Annotated in this window: 19 protein-coding genes; all 19 read right to left on the minus strand. The window is 43.0% G+C overall.

The genetic code is table 11. From position 1 onward, the window contains the following. Positions 1-145: 145 nt before the first annotated feature. Positions 146-1,255, minus strand: coding sequence for an LPP20 family lipoprotein (locus VGB26_09320; protein ID HEX9757986.1), 1,110 nt, complete (start codon positions 1,253-1,255; stop codon positions 146-148). A 29-nt stretch (positions 1,256-1,284) separates the two neighbouring features. After that, positions 1,285-2,643, minus strand: coding sequence for a hypothetical protein (locus VGB26_09325; protein HEX9757987.1), 1,359 nt, complete (start codon positions 2,641-2,643; stop codon positions 1,285-1,287). A gap of 15 nt (positions 2,644-2,658) precedes the next feature. After that, entirely contained in the window at positions 2,659-3,270 is a 612-nt protein-coding gene (locus tag VGB26_09330) for a penicillin-binding protein activator LpoB (protein ID HEX9757988.1), read from the minus strand. 83 nt (positions 3,271-3,353) lie between these two features. Further along, a complete protein-coding gene (locus tag VGB26_09335; protein ID HEX9757989.1) occupies positions 3,354-3,839 on the minus strand; it encodes an LPP20 family lipoprotein in 486 nt (161 codons plus the stop codon). A 333-nt stretch (positions 3,840-4,172) separates the two neighbouring features. Continuing rightward, complete coding sequence (groL, locus tag VGB26_09340; protein HEX9757990.1) at positions 4,173-5,810, minus strand: chaperonin GroEL; 1,638 nt, start codon at positions 5,808-5,810, stop codon at positions 4,173-4,175. A 54-nt stretch (positions 5,811-5,864) separates the two neighbouring features. Further along, positions 5,865-6,128 carry a co-chaperone GroES gene (locus tag VGB26_09345; protein HEX9757991.1) on the minus strand — a complete coding sequence of 88 codons (264 nt, stop codon included), beginning with the start codon at positions 6,126-6,128 and terminating at the stop codon, positions 5,865-5,867. Positions 6,129-6,462: 334 nt separating this feature from the next. Beyond that, positions 6,463-8,094: a hypothetical protein gene (locus VGB26_09350; GenBank protein HEX9757992.1), complete on the minus strand. Its 1,632-nt coding sequence runs from the start codon at positions 8,092-8,094 to the stop codon at positions 6,463-6,465. A 10-nt stretch (positions 8,095-8,104) separates the two neighbouring features. Then, a complete protein-coding gene (locus VGB26_09355; GenBank protein ID HEX9757993.1) occupies positions 8,105-8,623 on the minus strand; it encodes a hypothetical protein in 519 nt (172 codons plus the stop codon). Positions 8,624-8,683: 60 nt separating this feature from the next. Continuing rightward, the gene (gene gspK, locus VGB26_09360; protein HEX9757994.1) at positions 8,684-9,739 is read right to left on the minus strand and encodes a type II secretion system minor pseudopilin GspK; all 1,056 of its coding nucleotides are present in this window, start codon (positions 9,737-9,739) and stop codon (positions 8,684-8,686) included. Positions 9,740-9,881: 142 nt separating this feature from the next. Beyond that, positions 9,882-10,463, minus strand: a complete 582-nt coding sequence (gene gspM, locus VGB26_09365) for a type II secretion system protein GspM (protein ID HEX9757995.1) — start codon at positions 10,461-10,463, stop codon at positions 9,882-9,884. Further along, entirely contained in the window at positions 10,464-12,074 is a 1,611-nt protein-coding gene (locus VGB26_09370) for a type II secretion system protein GspL (protein ID HEX9757996.1), read from the minus strand. A gap of 27 nt (positions 12,075-12,101) precedes the next feature. Beyond that, entirely contained in the window at positions 12,102-13,031 is a 930-nt protein-coding gene (gene gspN, locus VGB26_09375; GenBank protein HEX9757997.1) for a type II secretion system protein GspN, read from the minus strand. A 1-nt stretch (position 13,032) separates the two neighbouring features. Continuing rightward, complete coding sequence (locus VGB26_09380) at positions 13,033-13,689, minus strand: type II secretion system protein GspJ (protein ID HEX9757998.1); 657 nt, start codon at positions 13,687-13,689, stop codon at positions 13,033-13,035. A 37-nt stretch (positions 13,690-13,726) separates the two neighbouring features. After that, a complete protein-coding gene (locus VGB26_09385) occupies positions 13,727-14,098 on the minus strand; it encodes a prepilin-type N-terminal cleavage/methylation domain-containing protein (GenBank protein HEX9757999.1) in 372 nt (123 codons plus the stop codon). Beyond that, positions 14,088-14,654, minus strand: coding sequence for a prepilin-type N-terminal cleavage/methylation domain-containing protein (locus VGB26_09390; protein ID HEX9758000.1), 567 nt, complete (start codon positions 14,652-14,654; stop codon positions 14,088-14,090). The genes VGB26_09385 and VGB26_09390 overlap by 11 nt, the downstream gene beginning before the upstream one ends. A gap of 26 nt (positions 14,655-14,680) precedes the next feature. Continuing rightward, complete coding sequence (gene gspG / locus VGB26_09395) at positions 14,681-15,127, minus strand: type II secretion system major pseudopilin GspG (protein HEX9758001.1); 447 nt, start codon at positions 15,125-15,127, stop codon at positions 14,681-14,683. A gap of 38 nt (positions 15,128-15,165) precedes the next feature. After that, positions 15,166-16,404 carry a type II secretion system inner membrane protein GspF gene (gene gspF / locus VGB26_09400; protein ID HEX9758002.1) on the minus strand — a complete coding sequence of 413 codons (1,239 nt, stop codon included), beginning with the start codon at positions 16,402-16,404 and terminating at the stop codon, positions 15,166-15,168. Between the two features lie 5 nt (positions 16,405-16,409). Beyond that, positions 16,410-18,110, minus strand: coding sequence for a type II secretion system ATPase GspE (gspE, locus tag VGB26_09405; protein ID HEX9758003.1), 1,701 nt, complete (start codon positions 18,108-18,110; stop codon positions 16,410-16,412). Between the two features lie 206 nt (positions 18,111-18,316). Continuing rightward, positions 18,317-20,593 (minus strand): secretin N-terminal domain-containing protein, encoded by a 2,277-nt coding sequence (locus tag VGB26_09410; GenBank protein HEX9758004.1) that lies wholly within the window; start codon positions 20,591-20,593, stop codon positions 18,317-18,319.

Genomic DNA, 20,593 nt, shown 5'->3' on the forward strand with positions numbered 1-20,593 from the left:
TCCTTAAAATCAACATCTTCTGGATTCCCGCTTTCGCGGGAATGACGGGAAGGGCCTGGATTTCCGCTTTCCCCTGCCTGCAAGTGCCCGCCGGACAGGCGGGTAATGACAAAATTTACCCACTCACTTCCACGATGAGCCGTTTTTAAAAAAGGTTTTTTTCATCTCCAAAAATTCGCTGCGATATTTCGGGGCCAATTTCTTTAATAATAACCCGTTGGGCAAACCGAACCGCGCGGGCTTCGGCTTCTTTTTTATTCACATGGCCTTCTCGTCCATTCCTGTTGAGGGATCCAAAAACCCTACCGCTGCTTTTCTCCTTTAAAATGGCACTCACCTGCCAATTAAAAAATGGTTGAGCCTGAAGGGTCAGGGGAAAAAGACTAAATTCCACCTTAATTAAAAGAGATTCCACATCCTCTCGGTATTGGTTTTCAATAAACGGGAAACCCTCCTGGGAAAGGGATCGAACAAAAGCCATACGAATCTCCCTTTGAAAAGGACCAGAAACTTCCAAAACCACATCCAAGTCCTGCTCAAGAAATTTTCTGAGCCGGAGTGAAATCTTCTCTAAAGAAAATGGGGATTCCATCCCCCGACCAAAGGGTTCAATAATTTGAAGGTCAGCGTTTAATCCATGCCGAACCAGTACTGTTCGAAGGGCCCCATGTAGATTCTGAACAATTTGCAATTTACTTTCCAACCCTTTTGGGTTTTGAATTTGCTCCAAATTCTGGACATTGTTCAACAACTCCAAAGCTTTTTTATCCAAATCTCTAATCTTCTCCATTAGAATCTGGACAGAGTGCCCCCGGTTAATGATGGCCAGCACGAAAAATTTCTTTTTTTGTTGATCCTCCCAAACTTCAGCAATGGAAATATTTTCAAGAACTTTCTCTGTTGAAACCTGAGTTAATTGATCAATTTTAATTTTTCGTTGGACTACAGGATTTTTGTCTATTTGATTTTGGCCAGATGACTGGAGAAACTCCTCCCACTCACGGCTTTGGGATTGAATGTTGGCTTGAAAAATTTGGGACAGCGCTGCATAGGCCTTCTTCTCAGCGCTCTCCCGGGTATCACCAAATCCCACTCCTGTTAGGTATTCCTCCCTTGGGTAATCAACGCTTTCCCCATTAACCCAATCAGGAGGGGAAATTATTTTAATCCTTCCACACCCGTAAAAAAAATCCCCAAAAAGAAATAGGAGGGCTAAACCAAAAAAATATATTTCTATTTTAGCATCGAATACCATTAAATTTATTAATTTTTCCAATCAAACGCTCATTCAGAAGAGTTAACCATTCGGGCCCCTAAAAAAACCTTCTCTCCTGCCTTCACTTCAATTTTTGAAGGATTTCTTTGGGCTACTTTTTTACCAAATGAATTGAAATACTCCACTCTGATTTGGTATTGCCCTGGAGTAACCAGGACCCCCGCCATCTGGATTTCACCGGGTAAGGTACGCCAGCTCCTTTTATCGGACTGTTCAGAAAATAAAGAGAACAGATTGGTTCCTAGCTCCGCCAAAAAAGAGGAAAGCGGTTCTTCATCCTTCCCAGCCATCTGCCGAATTCCTCTGGCTAGTAAAAATTTTGAAGAAGCACGTGCGATGGCTTTTGTTGTAATCCTTCCCACCCGATCTTCAAGGTTTTTAATCGCAATATCAGAAATATTTTGCACGGTAACCGTTTTCTCGGAAAAAGACTCTTTAGGGTTCCAGACACTGACCAAAGCATAGGAAATATTAGAGGAACGGCGGATAAACCGGGGCATGGCAATATTTAAAATATAAATTCCACCTCGGCCATCAGGAACAGGAGCGGTAATAAAAAAATCTTCTTTAATAGGAGAAAGCCCCTTAAGGCTGATGAAAACCACCTCACCTAATTTTTGATATTCCTCTTGGGTTAACCAATGGGTCTGGCCAAAACCTTCCTGGTATTGGCTATTTTCAGTTTCTAGCCCAAGGAACTGGGTTAATCGGAGTAAATCGCTTTTCAACGCTACCGGAATGGCTATTGCGTAATTATGTTGATCATCCTGGTAAGCCTCATAGGCTTTTCGGAAAGCGATAAGGGCATCATTGGGTTCCTTTTTGGCTTCATATAATTTTCCACTTAAATACCTTGCGAAAGCATCCTGTTTATAAATGCTTTTTTTATCATATCGATCATTTAAAAGATTCAATTGATGGTCTATTTTTCTCACCTCGACCAAAGCCTCATCCAAATTTTTCATATAGGTATAATTCAAAGCTGAAATCAAATGTATCATCACCCGTTCAAAATCCTCTCCCTCATAGGGAAGGGTATTATCATTGGTAAAAAAAGCACCAGTCTCCGATACAATGCTTTTGGTATACAGATTTTCCGCAAATTGTTCTGCTTGGTGAAGGAACTGGTTACTCTCCGTAAATTGACCCAAAAGGTGGAGTGTCATGGCTCGGTCCATTAAATACAGCAACTTATTTTTTGGTCCATAGTGCTTCTGATTTTTCTCGATGACCTGGTCCGCTTGTTCAAAATCCTGTTTTGAGATTAAGGTCTCAACCTGATTATAGTGGTGGGAAATGGGACTACAGGATAAGTTCAGGAAAAGGGAAAGAAAAAAGAATGGAAGTCGAGTGTTATAATATTTCATCCCGCAACGGTTAAGTTAGAAACCGAAACGGCTCCGTTGAATAATTTTTTTTATTTTCTTCTGTCCAAACCAAGCCTTGGTATTATTTTCAATATTAATCATTTCTAGGTCCACCTGGTAAAAAATGGCTTTTGTTCCTTTGGCTTCATCTAAAATGGTATTAATGGTTCCCTTCAGCATAAAATCGGCCCCAATTTCCTTTCCTAGGCCTTTTGCGGTTTCCTCCGAGGAAAACTCCTGTTGTTCCAACCGTTCCTGCCTCACCTCCTCCCTTTCAGATTTGGACGCAACAAAGGTTACCCTTCCGGAATTGGTTAGCTCCCGCTCAAGGTCTTTAATAAAGGTTTGAACATTGATGTGTTCGTGACTTCGATTGACAACGGTTCCAACAATAACCGAGGGCTCCTTCCCTTTTCGGGCAATATAGGTATCCAACCAGGAGCGCCCCAGAGCATCGCCCAGCATCTCTTGGGCCACTAACCTCGAATCAGTGTCATTCCACCGACCGCTGAGGTCCGTCATGGTTTCCGGCTCCACACGGGAAACCTTTAATCCCCCACAGGCCTCTAATAAAAGGAAAATTGCCAATACCAAAAATAAAATTCCAGGTTCTCTTTGGAGTTTCATGTGGTTCCCCTCTCTCAAAATCTCCCATCCCCAAAAAGGCCATTTTCCCATACCCCTGACCTCCTGGACCGGATTACCCCTAATCATCTTAAATGATTCTCTTCGCTAGCCAACTCATTAAAACTTCGGTCAGCATTCTCACGAATAAAGTCTCTAACGTTTGCGTTGAGCTCCTGCATTTTTTCTGTGCTGTTTTTAAAATTTTCCAAATCCAGTTTGGCAAGGGAATAGTGTGTTTCAGTATTTTTATCCACCCAATGATCAACAATCATAACTCCAGACAAGGTCACCGATGAAAAAGTCTTAATCGTTTGCTGGATATGCTGCTCCTCCATTGCAGCCCCTTCCGCTGTTACGGCTGCGCCTCCTGTTGTGGATGCTACATAATCTTTCATCAAAGAGGCGGTGTAGGTTTTAAATATCTTTCCCACTTCCGCCCGAGCCCGGTTTTCTGCGGAAACACGCGCCAAGGGTTCATTTTTAATCCCCACCACCGCACCTACACCATAAAAAACCTTTTTTCCACCATCGGAAAAAGCTCCGTTTCCTTCCTTTACCCAAGGAGGCATCTTCCCCCCCCGTAGGGTAGGACCGGCACAAGCCAACATTAAAAATGAGAGGGAAATCATAATGAGAAAAATTATGCTAGATTGGGTTATGTCTTTCCGGATCATATAATGCCCCCTTGCTTCTTTTTTAACCCCAGTTTTGAAAAATATCATAACATAGTTAATTTCTAAATCCTACCCTTTTGGAATTTCAAAATTTCTTTAATCCTTCTAAAATAAAAACCCCCCTTTCAAGATAGAAAGAGGGGTTTTTCATTTTCTGCTCCTTGAAACAAAGGAACAGGAAAGGTTTGGAGATTTTTACCCGTTCATTCTGGAAAACAAAGGGTAATTTTAGTACATGTCTCCGCCCATTCCGCCCATTCCACCACCAGGCATCGGAGGCATTTTTTGTTCTTTTTCTGGTATCTCAGCCACCATCACTTCTGTGGTTAACATTAAAGATGCCACGCTGGCGGCATTCTGAAGTGCGCACCGGGCCACTTTTGTAGGATCAATGATTCCAGCCTTGAGCATATCCACATATTCCTCCGCTGCTGCATCAAATCCTATTGTGTCTTTCTCTTTTTTGGCCCGTTCCACCACCACAGAACCTTCCAACCCCGCATTGTGGACAATTTGCCGAATCGGCTCCTCTAAACTTCTTTTAATAATATTCACGCCTATCTGTTGATCCCCTTCCAATTTCATCTTATCCAGTGCGGGAATACACCTCAAGAGAGCAATTCCTCCACCGGGGACAATTCCTTCTTCCACGGCCGCTTTTGTTGCATGAAGGGCATCCTCAACGCGCGCCTTTTTCTCCTTCATTTCGGTCTCAGTGGCAGCTCCTACATTAATCACCGCAACACCACCCACAATTTTGGCAAGTCTTTCTTGGAGCTTCTCCCGGTCATAATCCGAAGTGGTCTCCTCAACCTGAGCCTTGAGCTGCTTAACTCTACCTTGAATTTTGCTGGATTCTCCCGCACCTTCAATAATGGTGGTATTATCCTTATCGATGGTGACGCGTTTGGCGCGACCCAAATCGCCAATCTTAACGTTTTCCAATTTTAACCCAAGGTCTTCAGAGATGACTTGTCCACCGGTTAAAACGGCAATATCCTCTAACATGGCTTTTCGCCGATCTCCAAACCCAGGAGCTTTCACAGCTGCACAGGCCAGGGTTCCTCGAAGTTTGTTTACCACCAAAGTGGCTAGGGCTTCCCCTTCGACTTCTTCCGCAATGATCACCAAAGGTTTACCCATCTTTGCAATCTGCTCTAGAACGGGCAAAAGATCCTTCATGGTACTGATCTTTTTTTCATTAATTAAAATGAACACGTCCTCGAGAGAAATCTCCATCCTTTCTGGGTCCGTGATAAAATACGGAGATAAATAACCCCGGTCAAACTGCATCCCCTCAACCACATCCAAGGAGGTGCTCATACTTTTAGCTTCCTCAACGGTAATCACACCGTCTTTTCCAACCTTCTCCATGGCCTCTGCAATTAAATCTCCAATGGTCGAATCGGTATTGGCAGAAATAGTTCCGATTTGAGCAATTTCTTTTTTGTCTTGGCAGGGCTTGCTTTGCTTTTTCAACTCTTCCACCACCAGCTCCACGGCCTTATCGATTCCCCGCTTCACTTCCATGGCATTGGCCCCTGCAGATACATTCTTGGACCCCTCTCGAAAAATCGCATGGGCTAAAACGGTGGCCGTGGTGGTACCATCCCCAGCAATATCGCTGGTTTTACTCGCCACTTCACGGACCAACTGTGCACCCATATTTTCATAAGGGTCTTTTAATTCAATTTCTTTTGCCACAGTAACGCCGTCTTTGGTTATCAGAGGAGCTCCAAATTTTTTATCCAAAATAGCGTTTCGCCCTTTGGGGCCCAGTGTGGCCTTTACGGCGTCGGTCAATTGCGTCATTCCCCTTAGAATGGCCGCTCTTGCTTCATCTCGAAAAACGATCTGCTTTGCCATTGATTCTTCCTCCTTGCTAAACTTTGGTCAAAAAAGGTTAATAAACTTTTATCTCTATTTATCAAAGACCCCAAGAATATCTTCCTCTTTCAAGATGAGATATTCCACATTATCGATGTTGATCTTTGACCCCGAATATTTATCAAAGAGGATGACATCCCCAACTTTCACCCCTTTTACCTCATTTCCAATAGACTCGATTTTTCCTTTTTGAGGTTTCTCCTTGGCTGCGTCTGGGATGTAAATTCCTCCCGCGGTTTTCTCCAATTCTTCTGTATAGCTGACAAATACACGGTCCTTCAAAGGTTTAAACTTCATAGAAACTGCTCCTTTCTGCTTTGCAACGGCTTCTGCTGCCATTTTTAACCTCCTTTTTTGTTATTGGGTTTCAAAAAAACAGGTTTGGGAAAAACCTTTTTGAAATAAATCAAATTAAAAGAAACCAAATATTGTTAGCACTCCCTGAAAGCGAGTGCTAATATACAAAGGCCTGACCCAAAAATCAAGCTTTTTTTTATTTTTTTTTTATTATTAATATCAATGAGTTAAAACAGAAAATTTCTGTTCCTGTAAAGGTTCTTGGAATATAGGGCTCAATCCAACGGAAGGTTAGTGAGAATCTTTTTTTAAATTTTTAAAAAAAGGTAAGGACTTAAGGACTGGTAATGAGAATACTATAAGTCCCTAAACGCCCTGCGGAAGGGGGTGCATTCGGAGAAGATTTGACCCGAACATAAAATAGGCCCGTTTGGGATGGTGTAAATACAATTTCTGAAGAAAGGGTTGTTTGATCATTGATAGGACAAAAAGGTTTACGCACCTGGCCACAGGAAGGGTCGTAACTGCTGCCGTTTCTATTATCATTGGTATTATTTGGATCAGGGGGAATAAGCAACACACCATTGCTATCCAGTATCTCTAAATAGGTATCCGCCCCATTTTTTAAATCCGTTGTCCCAATGGTATATTTCTGTCCAGATATACCATCAAAGGCTATATAATCAACATCCCCATTGGGATAAATGGTGTGGTTTTCCCGCGGGGATCCTAAATTAAATATTCTCGAGGAATTAGGAGTATCATCATTTTCAAACGAATCCTCAAAAAAATCCATTTTAAATTCTTTGGTAATGTTTTCCATTTCTGTCAGTGAGTTATGACCCTGAAGGAACCATCCCTCCCAAAAATCCTCCATACTGACGTTTCGAACCCCCGTCTGCGTCATATAATTGGTAATCACATCCCATATAGGACTGAGCCCGGTATTCAATCCATCAAAGGGTTCATTTTCGACATTATTATCAAAAATATCCCATAAGCTTTTTGCAACAGCCAGTTCATTGGTTGTATATACCTCATCATCCACCACCGAAGAAGGGGTTGATTCCAAATCCACCAGCAGTGAGAATCCATTGTTTGGCGGATCTCCGCCGGTTACATCCAAAATGAAACGGTCATTCCTGATTGCACCCGAAATAAAAGAAGCCCAGCCTTCTGACCAGGACAATCGGATATCTAGTGTATTGTCAACGGGGCTATGTGGCCCCCCAGGAGAGGAATCTTTTGAATAAACTTCGGACATAAAATGGCCGAATTCATGATATATTACCCCGGTATCATATTCATCTGGGTCGGCCCCTCCATTAATCTGTATAAAAGCCCCATTAGGGTCCATCGAAAAACCGGTACCGGGATCAGAACCCACTGTCCATAAGGCTCTCAACCCGGGGGGTATTGTCCCTGTTAACTGCCTGGCAAAATCAACACCTCTCTCGAAGGTATCCAAAATTTTATACGCACCGGAAATTCCATCGTTAACGGTGGCATTCAGATTTTTTGTAAAACTAGGAGCATCCTGACTATTAAAAGGATTTGATTTTACGGAATAAATGGTCGTATCGCCTAGGTTTTTTACCCGGAGGTTGTAATCGGGATGATTGGTTTTTGCCAAAACCCGCACATACACATCCGTTTCAGGAGCACCAAAGTCGATACAGAAAAAACCGGAACCGTTGGTTGCCCCAGAAGCTATGACCGACCCATTTGAGTTTCTTACGACCTCCACATCTGCAAAACGAATGGGCTGGTTATTTCTTACCCCCGTAAATCCGTTAAAATCAATGACCCTGTTTTCAAAAGTGGCTGTACCTGAAACCGTAGTACCACTGGATTGGCAGATCTGCTCACTCCCCTTACTTCCCCCGCAACCCCAAAGATTGAGGCTCAGTATTAGAAATAAAATGAAACCCAACTTTGAACCTTCAAACCCGGTTTTTTGTATCATTAAAAAAGCTTTATTGATTTGGGACCTCCCCTGGAAACTCAATGACATCCTCATTAAACCGGTTTTTTCTAATTTGGGGTTGGACCCCATTTTTCTGTTTGATTCCGCCTGGGGATGAAATGTTCACCAACGCACTTTTGGTCATTTTTGTACCATCCGGAAATTCAACACTGGCAAAGCCAAAAATCTGATGGTTTAATTCTTTCGATACCATCACCCCAATTTGAATTATTTTTTCTTCCCCTTTTTTCAAGGGTCCAGACCACATTTTTTCTCCCTGGGTTATCTGAACTTCTTTGGGGATTTCGACTCTGATCCTCACCATAGGAGCATCGATTTGCGGGGTCACCCGGGCTGTTAAAACCATCTCATCCCCATTTTGAGATGAGGAGGCCAGATCCATTGAAAAATTTATAGGAACAGTGGGCTTGGCCATAGCCGGATCCCCGTTTAAGGTTCCACAGGCATTCAAAAAAATTAAAAACCCGAAAACCAAGGGTGCCTTCAAACATTTCTTTAAATTCTCCATCCACTCCTCCTCATTTTTTTCAAAAAGTATTTTTCCTTAAATTAACCAAATTTTAAATTCTTATTCCACCCGCCAATATAGAATTTCAGGGTTTCCATTTCTTTGAACCACCGCATGAACCTTTTTTTGAATATCATTGACAATTCCTTGGGAATGAACAGAGAAAAAATCGCTCGTGAATCCAAACACCTCCTTGAACCCCAGCCCACTTCTCCCCCCCCCGATATCGGTCCCTAAAAAAAGGCCTTCACCTATGATTGCGTTCATATCTTCTTTAAAATCTCCATCGCTATCAAAAGAACGGTTTTCCATTATTTGTTGTGCTTTTTTTGATGTAATTTCATCGGAAAACGCCTGTATGACAACCGCATCAGCAGTATTCACATTGATTAGAATGTTTTTTCCCCCCTTTTTCGGAATCGGATAGACCGTTAAATAAGGGGTTACTTTTTGGTAAATTTCCTCTTTCATTCCCCGGATTTGCCGGAGTTCCGAGAGATGGGTCAAAAAATCATTTTTAGTTTGGTAAGGTTGTTCAAGGTTGGCATAATACCCATCTTCAGCCCCAAACAAGGTCTCATTATCAGAATCAATCCAATCTACAATACTTTCACCTATTTCAACCGCATCATTGGGATCAATATTCAAAAGCTCAAAAAGTCGCATCAGTATCTCAACGCGTTTTTCATCTTTAACCTTATTCTCTCCAGAAAACTTAACCACTGTATTTACGTTAAATTTACCCGCCTCATCCCCAATTTCTGCCACAATAAGGCCATCTCCCAAGGGGTAAGGAGGAAAGGGCGTGGCCCAGACTTCATCAAAACCGTCATATTTAGGACTCCGTTTGGAATCTTCCTTTAATAACGCACGGGCCGCCGCTACCCCGGATTTGGCAATGTAGGTAGCCTTAAAATCGTCCCGTAGGTTTCCAACCATTCTCAAATCCCTTCTAACCGTGGAATCCAGGCCCAAAATAAGGGTCACCAAAAGGGTCACCACCAAAAGGGTCATCAGTAGGGCAACTCCCCTCTGGTTGCCCAAAATGGAACAATGGCCCCCAACTTTTCTTAAGTAAAAATGACCTATTTTTCCCCATCCTTTCGAGTTTTTCACAATCCTGACTGGAAAATCAACCTCAACACTTAATCCTGTTACGGGTGGTTAGAAAATTAAAAAAAGGAAAACCCCTTTTCATTATAACTTTTTTTTCCATACCTTGGAGAAGGAACCCATTTCCCTTTAACTACCGGTATTTTTAGGTGAATTTTTTCTGGTAACTCGAGATCAAGAAGGTGGCATCCATAAAATTGGGATCGGAATAGCGTGTTTTCAAACGCACCTGTTTTACCCGGAGGTAAACGGGAGAGGACTCTATGGCGGTTAAAAACTCTACAATTTGGGATAGCTTCACATTCTCCACCCTCACCTCCACGGAATCCTCCTCAAAGCTATTATCTTCCGAAGCGATGGGTTGAGGACGCATTGAAGAAATATTCTTTCGGATTTCAACCGTATTGGCTGTTCCTTCCAAAAATGACAACAAGCTAAAATCTTTTTTTTGCTGGCTTATTTTCTGCTCGATCCCGCGGAGTTTACCCTTTAGTTCATCAAATTCCTTTTTGAGGAAAGCCATTTTCTGTAATTCATCTTCTTTTTGAAGAATTAACCGATCAACGGTTTTCATTTGTTCCAATAAAGGGCTAACCCCAAAAAAATATACGAAGAGAAAAACCAGGGTAATTCCCCCGCTAACGGTAAAAATCCGTTCCCGGTGGGAGAGTTTTTTAAAAAGATCAACACCCAAGGCTTTTTTGAAAGCACCAAAAAGGATTTTCATCTATATTCCTTCCCTCCACTCAAGGGTAACCCTAAATTTTACCCTGTCTTTTTCCGCACTTACCCTGGCATCGCTGACCACCACTTCTTTAACTTCTTTAACTTTCAGAAAAGACCTTTTAATACTATCAATGGAATCAAAACTGGCGGCTTCCGCCTCCATTCGAACCTTCGATTGATCAATGCTTAAATCATATACTTCAATGTCAGCCTCTTCAGGGATGCGGGAAGTTAATTCGGCAAGGATCTGCAATGGGGTTACCTGTCCCGTTCCTATTTTGGTTATTTTCTTTTTCATTTCCTCCAAAGCAGACCGCGTTTGCTGAACCTCATCCACCACGTTTTTTGCACCGGGAAACATGGCCATATAGGTTTGACTGAGGTCTTCTTTTAAACTTTGGTGCCGGGAGTCTTTCATATGGAAATGAATGTAAAGATCCAACAGACCTGAACTTAAAATAATAAAAACCAGACCGCCTAATATAAAAATTCGCCTACGCAAAGCCTGTGTTTCTTTTCCATAAACAAACTCCCCTTTTCTGAAATTTATCCAAGATCCCTCGTCACTAATTACCTCCTTCAACGCCAACCCCAACACAGGCAGATATAACCCTTTTTCATCGTGGGGTAAAAATTCTAAAATATTTTCTCTTTTTTTCAATGAAAGGGTTCGCTTGGATGAGATTCGTCCCAGATCGTTAATCGGAATGAGACTCATCTCTAAAGCCTGAGCTAAGTATTGTGAAACCTCTGGAATGTGAGAGCCTTCTCCACAAATAAAAAGATGAGAAATGACTTCTTCCCCTTGGAGATGATTAAATTGTAAAGTCGTCATAATTTCCTTCACAAACGAATCCAAGACATCTCTCAACAAGGGGAAAATTTTTTCGAGATGGGTATTCTGGGTATCTTCCTGTTTTTTTAAACCCAACCGGTGTAAATAACCTCGGGCTTCATGGATGTCCATCCCTTCTTTTTCAGTGAGGATGCTTTCCAATTGTTCCTCTCCAAAAAGTACCGTTCGAACCATTTTAAGAACCCCGTTCTTTACAATGCACAGGGAACTCCGTCTCCGTCCCATATCAATTAGTAAATTCCCGTTTTCATTAAAAACCCCGAAAAACCGTGCAATATTAAAAAGGGCCATGGATTCTAGCTCAATAATTTTAGGTTCGATTCCGACCTCACGAAGCCATTGTAAATATCGCTCAACAGTGGTTTTGGGTACCGCGGCCACTAAAACCTCGGAAGTTCCCTCCCTCCGATTCAATATTTGATGATCAATAACAAGATCCTCCACGTTCATTGGAAGAAAACCCTCTACTTCATAGGGAACCACCTGGGCAATCTTTTTTGGATCATGAAAGGGTAGGGAGATCACTCGGGTCATGACCTCATCTCCGGGAAGAGAAACAATGACGGTTTCTCCTTTTAAAACCCCTGACCCAATAAGATTTTGTAACCCCTCTCGAATCCCCTCTTCAGCAGAAACCCCAGTTTTAATTTCAATGGAACGGCACTCTCCCCCTTCAAGACCCCAGAGACCCTGCTGGAGGGTAACAACCCTGATCGATCCCAAACCCAATTTCAAACCGATTATTTTTTGTCCCATGGACTTAAACCTTTCAGCACTCAGCCATTACATGGTTAACAGGGAAGATAAGTCCAAGCCGTTGATTGACCATTGAACATTTCTTAAAGAACCTTTTCCGATAATGCGAAGGCGCTCCCCATTTCTGACAGAGGGAATCATAAGAGAGATCAATTCATTTTCTTTAAGATCCCCCTTTAAAAGTGCCTTTAAATCAAGGTTCAAAAGGCTCGTAGAAAAAGGGTTCCTTAAAAGAAGGCTTCCCGTTCCTTCTAAATCCAACAAATCACCTTTCACACGAATTTCTTCTAAGGTTCCCCTTCCTCTGCCAACTGTCACCCGGCTGGACCCTTGTGAGATAAATAGAGTTTGAATGGGAAAACCATGATAGGAGAAATCCCGAACGGAAAATTCTTCAAGGTTGAAATATGCAGACCCATCCCCTTTTAACACCTCTTCATTTTCCCAATCATGATCCCATTCTAAACCCATTTTACCCCGTACCGTCGCCTCGGGAAGGAACCCATTGAGAAAAGACAACTCTAACCCTTGACCTATTCCTGAGAAATGGATCCTGGAAGAATGACGGCCTGGATTGACCTGAAGTTTTCCTTTTACAAGGCCTTCCATGGCTTTCATTGAAAACGATCCATGAACTTGGCCGAAAAATAAAGGAAGCACAGCCACTCTGCATTTCAACTCCTTGATAAAAAGGGCTTCTTCCGAAAGAGGCAAGCGAACACTGACGGTAGCCCGTTCCCATTGGAACCCCATCGGAAAGAGAAATGATCTTTCCTTCAACGAAAGGTGAATGGGAGTCCTTTCCTCAACCCATTCCACCAAAATCTTTTCAATTCGGTCATAAGGAAATGTCAGCACCAGAAACAGCAGAATGGCTAAAAAAGTATAAAGGGCATACCCAAAAGCAAGACCAATTTGAAATTTTTTTGTTTGAAACCATTGAATAATTCGAAACATTTTATTGAACTAAACCCAATGTGGTTTTGGTGGTAAATTCCCGTTCCCTCCCTTGAATATCCTCAAGGACCAGGTTTATTTCAATTGCCTTAGGGAGTCCCCGACGCTCGGTCGAGTCCCAATTTTCAACCCATTCCTTTCCATCATAATACTTAAATTCCAACCCCTTAAGTCTTTCTCCCAACTCAAAAACCTGTTGGGTTTTGGGAGTTAAACTAAAAAGATTAACTTCTTCCTCATGAAACAGTAAAAGAGTAGAATGCCCGCGATCCTCTTCAAGGTAATAGCGGAGCAGGTTAAGATCCGATTCCCGGTTTTCGGCCCCGCGGCGGTAATGAGACAGAGAAGTAAATCTAACAGAATCCCTGGGGTAACCATCAACCTGTGCATGAGACCCCATTAAAAGAGTCCCCTCCTCATCAGGATTCCAATAGGCGCTCTCTAATTCATGGATCATTCTTGAAAGGGTCACACGAACGGTTCTGTAAAACTCTCGATCTTCCATGATTCGATCGGAAACCGAAAAACTGGTGGAAAAACTTCCATAAACCAGAGAAAAAATAACTGCGGTAATAGCAATGGCCACGAGGATTTCCAAAAGGGTGAATCCGTTTTGTTTGTTTAAATGCAAAACCTCTTTTTCTTTTCCCCTTGCCATTTCCTTCCCCCCGACTTTCGTCCGAAGGTTTTCAGTTTTATTCTTTTTTAAAAAAATATGAGGTCAGTCCCACATTTTCCTTCCGGTTTCCCCTATCCCAGGAAACCGTCACACGGACTTCTCGAACCGAATCAAAGGGAGTTGGGATCACATTTTCCTTCCAAGAGAAACGGGATTTTTCTTCACCAAAATTCCCCCGGTATTCACCCAATTCCGGGAATCCGGACAATTCCTGATCGGCCATTTTCTCCTTGACCAGAAGTGTGGCCTCCAAGAGCTCGCCTGAGTACTGGTGTAAAGCACTATCTCGATTGCGGAGCCCTAAAAGAACAACCAAGGCGGTGGCCAATATCCCCAAAGCGACCATAACTTCTATCAGCGTAAATCCTTTTTGGGATTTAACTTTCAAAAAAATCAAAATAACCTTTTTGAACATGAACCTTCCCAGTAAGAGGGTTTATTTTTAATGTAATTTTCTCACCCCTGCTGTCCTGAAGGTGTATGGTTGTTTTTTCAACTCCGCCAATGGGATAGAACTCCGTAAACGTTTCCCCTTGAGTCACCTTACCATCATGAAGGACCACCACATCCTCTAATCTCACGCCCCGGGGTAAGTCCCTTTCGGGAAGAAAGGGAACCTCCAACCGGGAAATACCATTGGCTTCCTGAAGAACAGAGGCCCAGTATTTTTGCTCGTTTAAATCAAAATTCAATCGGATAACTTTTCGTTGTATGGAGGATTCATCGTAGAGATATTGAATGGTTCCAACCATTTTTCTGGAAACACTTTTTATATCCCCTCCAAGAAGGTTTTGGAATTTGGGAAACGTGAAAGCCAAAACCATACCCATCACCAATAGAACCACCATCAACTCAAGAAGGGAGAACCCTTTCTCTCCTTTCATCGGGAATAAAAAAAAAGAGGCTCCCCATCGAATCTTATTTTGCTGTTTTGGATCCCACATTGATTTAAACCAAAAACCGGTAAAGTTTAGCCCGCATCATCAATATTCCAATTTTCGACATCTGCATTTTTCCCTTCGCCACCCTGTTCATGGTCTGCCCCATAGGACATAAGATCAAATTCCCCATGGGTTCCAGGACTTAAATAGGAATAATCGCTTCCCCATGGATCCTTTGGAATTTTGGAAATATATCCATGTTCACTCCAATTTCTTGGAATCTCGCCAACACTGGGTTTGTTCACCAGCGATTCAAGCCCTTGATCGGTAGAAGGGTAAAACCCGTTATCCATTTTAAATAGCTGTAACGCACCCTCAATATTTCGCATTTGAACTTTTGCAGCCGTCCTTCGGGCGTCATCTGTCCGGCCCACAATTTTGGGTGCAACCAATGCAACCAATACAGCCAGAATTACGACAACCACCATGATTTCAATGAGGGTAAACCCCGATTGATCTAATTTTTTCTGTTTCATACCAATGGATCACCTCCTTTTTGTAATTCCCACAAAAATTAGCGAATCACTTGACTCATTTCAAAAATTGGCAACAAGATAGAAACAACGATAAAAAGAACCACTCCCCCCATTAGAAGGATCATGACCGGGGTTAGCAGAGAGGTCAATGTGGTTGCAATGGTTTCGACTTCATGATCATAGGCTTCGGAAACCTTAAGGAGAACCTTTTCAAGCTCACCACTTTTTTCCCCAACCGCAATCATATGGGTCACCAAGGGGGGGAAAACCCCGCTTCTTTTTAGGGGCTCGGCAATACTTTCCCCTTCTCTTATATTTTCCCGGGCTGCGTTGATGGCTTCCGATAAAACCGAATTATTGACAACTTCTTTTACAATTTCCAAAGAACGAAGAAGGGGAATGCCACTTCCAAGGAGAGTGCTCAGGGTTGTGGTAAAACGGGAGATGGAAACCCGTTTAAACAAGGAGCCTAAAAAAGGCATTTTTAAGATCCAGCGATCGAATTGTTTACGTCCCTTCGGAGTGCGAACCCATCGTCTCAACCCAAAAACGCTGACCCCAGCCATTAACAGAAGAAGCCACCAATAATTTTGAAGAAAATGGCTCACACCCAAAAGGATCTGTGTGGGCAATGGCAAGACCTGTTTCATTTCTTCAAAAACGGACGTAACTTGAGGAACAACAAAAGTAATCAACATAAAAAGAATAATAGCCCCAATGGCCATCATGATAAGGGGATAGGCCATGGTTGCCATGATTTTATTCCTCAATTGAATTTGCTTCTCAAGAAAATCCGATAAACGCAAAAGCATTAAGTCCAACGTGCCACTGGCCTCACCCGACCGAACCATATTGATGTAAAGCTCCGAAAAAACCCTTGGATACTGGCCCAAAGCATCCGCAAGAGGACCTCCTTCCTTTACCATTTCCCTAACCCCCGCCACCACCCGTTTTAATCCCCCCCGCTCCAACTGATCCACCAATGCATTTAAAGACTCCATCAAAGGAAGACCTGCCCCAATCAACGTGGCCAATTGTCTTGTCATAATCGCAACATCTTGATGCCGAATCCGCTCGGTCAGGATTTGAGATAATCCTCGGCTAACCGTAGAAACAGGGAAAACGGAACGGGTGGGCCGCTTTCCTTCCAAAACCGAAACCGGGAAAATTCCGGATCGCTTCAATTTGGCCCGGGCCGTTTTGGAACTATCGGCATCGATAATCCCAGAGGTATCTTTTCCTTCTGTCGTCAACCCTTTATATTCAAAAACCGCCATAGAATTTAACGGATCTCCTGCTGGGTAACACGTAACACTTCCTCAGTGGTGGTCAACCCTTCTAAAACCTTTCGAGCCCCATCTTCCCGAAGAGTTCGCATTCCTTTCTGAATCGCCCTTTGTTTGATGGTTGAAGAATCGGTACAGCTCAACACAAGATTTCGAATTTCATCGTCCAAACGCATTATTTCATAAATGCCGATCCGGCCGTGATAACCGGTATTCATGCACTTTTCGCATCCAACCGCACGGTAAATATTCTTTTTAGAATCTCCAGTTAAGATTCCTAATTTCTGTTTCTCTTCCTCAGACGGCAGGTAAGGTTGCCTGCAGTGGAAACAGATAATGCGAACCAATCGTTGCGCAATAATCGCAACCACTGAAGAGGAAACCAAAAAGGGCTCAATGCCCATATCAATCAAACGGGTAATGGCTCCTGAGGAATCATTGGTATGAAGGGTGGAGAAGACCAAATGCCCAGTGAGCGAGGCATGAATGGCAATTTCTGCTGTTTCGGAATCCCGAATTTCCCCCACCATGATCACATCGGGATCCTGTCGCAAAATAGACCGCAACCCGCTGGCAAATGTGAGTTGAATTTTTGAGTTTACCTGCATTTGCCCAATTCCTTTTAACTGGTATTCAATGGGGTCCTCAACCGTAATGATATTTTTATCCGGAGAGTTAATTTTACTTAATGCGGCATACAGGGTGGTGGTTTTTCCACTGCCCGTCGGACCCGTCACCAAAAGGATGCCATGGGTCAATTGAATGATTTGTTCCAATAACCCTAAATCGGAAGAGGATAGGCCGATTTCCCCAAGGTTTAACAAAAGGTTGCTTTTATCCAACAACCTCATGACCACCCGTTCCCCATGGGCGGTAGGGATGGCCGAAACCCGGATATCCACTTCCTTCCCCGCGATCCGAACCCCGATTCGGCCATCCTGTGGAAGCCGTTTCTCCGCAATATTCATTCCCGCCATAATTTTTATTCGAGATACAATACTGGCTTGCGCGTGCTTGGGAGGGGAGAGGATATTATAGAGAACTCCGTCAATTCTAAAACGGATGAGCAAATCTCTTTCAAAGGGTTCCACATGAATATCACTGGCTCTATCTTTCACGCCTTGAAATAAAAGGGAGTTGACCAACCGAATGATGGGGGCTTCATCGGTTGCCTCCAAAAGATCAACCGGTTCCTCAAGAGAACTGGCAACTAAATCCAGGCGCTCTCCGGAAAGATCTTCCACAACCTGCTCCGCGGTATCGGAGGGACGATCATAAACCTCATTGATACGATCCAGAATGGTTTTTCCAGGTGCTACCGCTACCTGAATGGGGGATTGAAGAAGAAGGCGAATATCATCCAATGTGGTCACATTTAAGGGGTTGGAAGTGGCCACCCACACTTTTCCTCCCTCAGATTTTAAGGGGAGAAGACCGTTTTTTTTTGCAAAGCCCAGGGGAATGCGAACAGCCAAGGCTGGATCAATATCAGAAATATGAATTTCGGGAAGAAAAGGAATGCTCATTTGAACGGCCAAACTTTCCAAGACCTGGTCCATTTTGACGAATTTGAGACGAACTAAAATTTCCCCAATTCTTCCTCCCTTCTCTTTTTGGATTTTTAACCCCTCCTCCAACTGTTCAGGGGTTAAGAAAAATTTTTCCCGGAGGATTTCTCCAATAGGTTTCCGTCTCATAGGTTTAAGTTCCTCTTGGGCTTCTTTTTCAGACCGGTAATAGAATTACCACCATTTCATCCCTCCAAAGGCCAAGGTGGGAATCCAGGGTTAAGTAGAAGGTGGAGCACCCTGTAAAAAAATATCACTAAAGCCGGGGGACTGAGAGCAAAAGAGATGGGCCATGGCCTTTGGCGAGACATAAAACTTCTTTGCAGAGTTTGTTCCTACCGAATCACCTCTGGGTTTCCAGGAGGGTGAATTCCCTTTTCAAGGAATTCCAATCTTCTCTTTCTTATTTCCACCTGATTTTCCTGTAAAAATTCTGCCATCTCTTGGGTTTTTCTGGCAGTCACCAGATCCAATTCCCCCCCATTCCTGACAATATAGGGGGTTAAAAATATGAGAAGATTCCTTTTTTCCACCCGTTTGGATTGAAATTTAAACAACCATCCCAAAATGGGAATATCCCCTAAAAAGGGGACTTTTCGTTCGCTTTTAATAAGGTCATCCCTTATTAACCCCCCTAAAACAGCGGTTTGTTTGTCCTCCACAATTACTGTCGTATTGGTGGACCGCTTATTGGTCGTCGGTCCCACAAAAAGATCCTGAACAGATTGAGGGGTATCCGTAACGGTGGATATTTCCTGAAAAACATCCAACTTGACGAGGTTGTTTTCCATTATTTGTGGAACCAGACGAAGTGTAATGCCCACATCCATCCGCTCAATGGCGGTAACGGTATTTCCCCCAGTGGTTTGGCTTTGCCCAGTGGTAATGGGAATATTTTGTCCTACCACAATTTCTGCCTTCTGATTATCACTGGTTAGAAGTTGGGGGGTTGAAAGAATATTGACATCAGAATCGGACTGCAACGCACGAAGAAGAGCCCCAATATTTAAAAATTTATTCCCCTGAAATTCAAAAGTTCCCTTGATAATTCCGACTGCTAAACCGGTTAACCCAACAGGACCCTGAGTGGCCAGGGTACTGATACCCCCAAAATTGGTTCCCCCAGCAGGCTGTAACACACCACTGAGTTCGTTGTTACTATCGGTTTTAATGGGAACCTGGGCCTCAACACCGATTTCGCGAAGCGTATCCAACCCGATTTCCAGGATCACCGCCTCCACGTAAACCTGCCGACGCCGTACATCCAATTGCTGAATCACCTTTTTAATCCGCTCAAAATCTTCGGGAGAGGAGGTGATGATTAGAGCATTGGTTGACTTATCAGGAAGAATTTGAACCGGCCCCTCTATACCTGTGGAATCATCTCCAGTGGCTTTGGACACCGCTTGTGCACGGGCTGTCCCACCTGAACGGGCAACCAGTCCGGCCAATAACTTGGCCATATCTTCTGCATTGGAGTTCTCTAAAAAGTAAACATTGATATCCTTTGTTTCGGGAAGTTGATTTTTCGGAACAATCTGAATTACCTCTCCCACCGGAAGGGCTGCGAGCCCTTTCAAATCCAAAACGGAAAGGAAAACCCCATAAGCCTCCTCTGGGTTTAATTTTTTCGGGGAAAAAATGGTCACCCGTCCTCTAACTTTTTCATCTATCATAAAATTTTTTCCAGTCAGCTCACTTATAAATTTCACTAAAACCGGCAAATCCACATTATTAAAATCCATGGTGATGAGTTTAGGGTCTTTGTCGGATGATGGTTTTGCCAACACCGGAACTTTTTTTCCAAATTCTTTTCCGGGGGTCTCCCCTGAACCATTAGGGGTTTGTGAATTTTCAACTTTTGGAATTTGGGAGGCTACCAAGATAGGTTCCCCTTTTTTCATGCCCTCTTGGTTTAACGATTCAGTTTTTTGTTTAGTGTTGTCCGCACCCATCGTTTCCTTTACAATTGTCGCTTTCCCAAACGGGACCTTTTCGATTCCCTCAGATGATGAAACCTGTTCTTTTACCCGATCTTGTGAGGTTTTGAGCAATGTTGATGATGGGAAAGAGGGCCCTTCGCTGAAGGATTCAGGGGCCAAAAAAACCGAAATGATTTTTCCTTTTTCTATCACCTTGAAGGGAACCGATTCGGATAAATCCAAAACAACCCGAACCTTATTAGGGCTAACGTGTTCTCCAATTCGAATTTTTTTGAGTACGGGCTCTGCCCCCGGCAGGATGTGGGATTCCAATTGGCTTGAAGTACCCAACAAATCTACCACCAATCTATTATTATCAATCATGAACGATTTCTGTCTCAATTCACCATTCCCTTCAATAAGGACTTTAACCCCATTCTGATCCGCTATGGCCTCTACTTTTATGATCTTGCTGGCAAGGGGAATAGTCTCTTTACCAGAGATTTTCTCCCCCTGGGCATGTAAATAGATTGGAATTAAAAAATTAAAATAAAGAAAAAAAGGAAGACCTAAAAACAGAAAACATTTCCTAAAAATAAAATTTTGAAAAAAATACCGTTTATGGGGTTTATGGAAAAATGCCTTTTGGCATAGAAAGTCAGGAATACTCGTTTGTTTGCGATTCCTCAT

Source organism: Nitrospiria bacterium (assembly GCA_036397255.1).
Taxonomy (GTDB): Bacteria; Nitrospirota; Nitrospiria; order DASWJH01; family DASWJH01; genus DASWJH01.

Bases quoted from the DNA above. Each gene is read 5' to 3' on its own strand.
- VGB26_09390 (HEX9758000.1), bottom strand. From the start codon at position 14,654: ATGTGGGATCCAAAACAGCAAAATAAGATTCGATGGGGAGCCTCTTTT.
- VGB26_09335 (HEX9757989.1), bottom strand. From the start codon at position 3,839: ATGCCTCCTTGGGTAAAGGAAGGAAACGGAGCTTTTTCCGATGGTGGA.
- gspG (HEX9758001.1), bottom strand. From the start codon at position 15,127: ATGAAACAGAAAAAATTAGATCAATCGGGGTTTACCCTCATTGAAATC.
- gspN (HEX9757997.1), bottom strand. From the start codon at position 13,031: ATGTTTCGAATTATTCAATGGTTTCAAACAAAAAAATTTCAAATTGGT.
- VGB26_09370 (HEX9757996.1), bottom strand. From the start codon at position 12,074: ATGGGACAAAAAATAATCGGTTTGAAATTGGGTTTGGGATCGATCAGG.
- groL (HEX9757990.1), bottom strand. From the start codon at position 5,810: ATGGCAAAGCAGATCGTTTTTCGAGATGAAGCAAGAGCGGCCATTCTA.
- gspE (HEX9758003.1), bottom strand. From the start codon at position 18,110: ATGAGACGGAAACCTATTGGAGAAATCCTCCGGGAAAAATTTTTCTTA.
- gspF (HEX9758002.1), bottom strand. From the start codon at position 16,404: ATGGCGGTTTTTGAATATAAAGGGTTGACGACAGAAGGAAAAGATACC.
- gspM (HEX9757995.1), bottom strand. From the start codon at position 10,463: ATGAAAATCCTTTTTGGTGCTTTCAAAAAAGCCTTGGGTGTTGATCTT.
- VGB26_09330 (HEX9757988.1), bottom strand. From the start codon at position 3,270: ATGAAACTCCAAAGAGAACCTGGAATTTTATTTTTGGTATTGGCAATT.
- VGB26_09345 (HEX9757991.1), bottom strand. From the start codon at position 6,128: ATGAAGTTTAAACCTTTGAAGGACCGTGTATTTGTCAGCTATACAGAA.
- VGB26_09355 (HEX9757993.1), bottom strand. From the start codon at position 8,623: ATGGAGAATTTAAAGAAATGTTTGAAGGCACCCTTGGTTTTCGGGTTT.
- VGB26_09320 (HEX9757986.1), bottom strand. From the start codon at position 1,255: ATGGTATTCGATGCTAAAATAGAAATATATTTTTTTGGTTTAGCCCTC.
- VGB26_09350 (HEX9757992.1), bottom strand. From the start codon at position 8,094: ATGATACAAAAAACCGGGTTTGAAGGTTCAAAGTTGGGTTTCATTTTA.
- VGB26_09380 (HEX9757998.1), bottom strand. From the start codon at position 13,689: ATGGCAAGGGGAAAAGAAAAAGAGGTTTTGCATTTAAACAAACAAAAC.
- VGB26_09410 (HEX9758004.1), bottom strand. From the start codon at position 20,593: ATGAGGAATCGCAAACAAACGAGTATTCCTGACTTTCTATGCCAAAAG.
- VGB26_09325 (HEX9757987.1), bottom strand. From the start codon at position 2,643: ATGAAATATTATAACACTCGACTTCCATTCTTTTTTCTTTCCCTTTTC.